Genomic DNA, 1,174 nt, shown 5'->3' on the forward strand with positions numbered 1-1,174 from the left:
GGACGGTATTCTACACCCACTTTAGCAGTAGAGTTGCTACCATATGCACTGTGATCTGAGAATCGAATTGCTGGTGAAATAGTTAAGCCTTCAATAACAGGAATTGATAGCTCAACATATGCCTCATCTAAGCGAAAACCACCAGAGGTAGCATCACGCTGGTTACCAGATGTTTCACCACTTTGTGTTAATGGATCTGGCGTATCGTAACCAGTTTCTTCACGACGCTCTAAACCGATAGCCATACCTACAACACCTGCAGGTAATTCAAACGCATCACCCGCAAAGTTTAATGTGTAATCTTTTAGCTCTAAACCTTCGCGGGATACACTATCAAAAGTTACATAATCAACCATTTCCGGTGTTATAGAACCTTCACCGCCAAACAAATTTAGAGGGACACACGAAGTAGATGCGTTACAATTATCACCTAATGCTTGGTTAATACGAGTAAGATTAAGTAGACCTGTGGTTAAAACGTCTTGGCTATTTTTGCCGTAAATATATGATGCATCCCAAACCCAAGAAGTATCACCGATACCACCTTCTAAGCCAACCATTGCACGGTAAGTAGTATCATTTTGTTTATAAATACGGTTACCAGCTTCAATAAAACGGCGCTGTCCAGCAAAAGGGACATAACCTTCAACACCAGCGCGTGATGCATCACCATATAACGTTTCACCGAAAGGGTTATAGATATTATTTGCATGAATATCTACTTTACTTGCTGCTGAACCAAAAGACGCACCAATGGTAAGCGGCATCGCTGCTAACAACTGAGACGATTGACGATTGGTCATCATGAAGTCAGAAACTAATCTAACGTCATCAGATAAATCGTAAAATGCTTGTACATACATACTATTACGTACTTGCGGAGTAGCTAAGTAGTTATCCGGTGCATAATTATATACATCACCACTGCGATCTCTGAACGAATCAAGGCCAACGTCCGAACCAGCACCATTAGGAACTAAGTCAAAACCTGCATTAGGTTTTCCAGTGTTATTTTCGGTATAACCTTGAGCTAGTAAATCACTACGTAATGAATCAGAAATAGCACTAGATGTTAAACGAAGACGGCCTTTTTCTGTTGTTGAACTGTTACCCATTGATGAGATATCACGATCACCAGCCCAAATTTCAGCTTGAGTAACGTGGCTAAGGTTCA

The 1,174-nt window shown here is 40.9% G+C and carries 1 pseudogene; it reads right to left on the bottom strand.

Annotated features, from left to right (window positions below):
- Positions 1-1,174 (bottom strand): annotated as a pseudogene (locus H5163_RS20995) (TonB-dependent receptor); the annotation flags it as partial.

This window comes from Pseudoalteromonas sp. SG44-8, from assembly GCF_014164125.1.
Lineage (GTDB): Bacteria > Pseudomonadota > Gammaproteobacteria > Enterobacterales > Alteromonadaceae > Pseudoalteromonas > Pseudoalteromonas rhizosphaerae.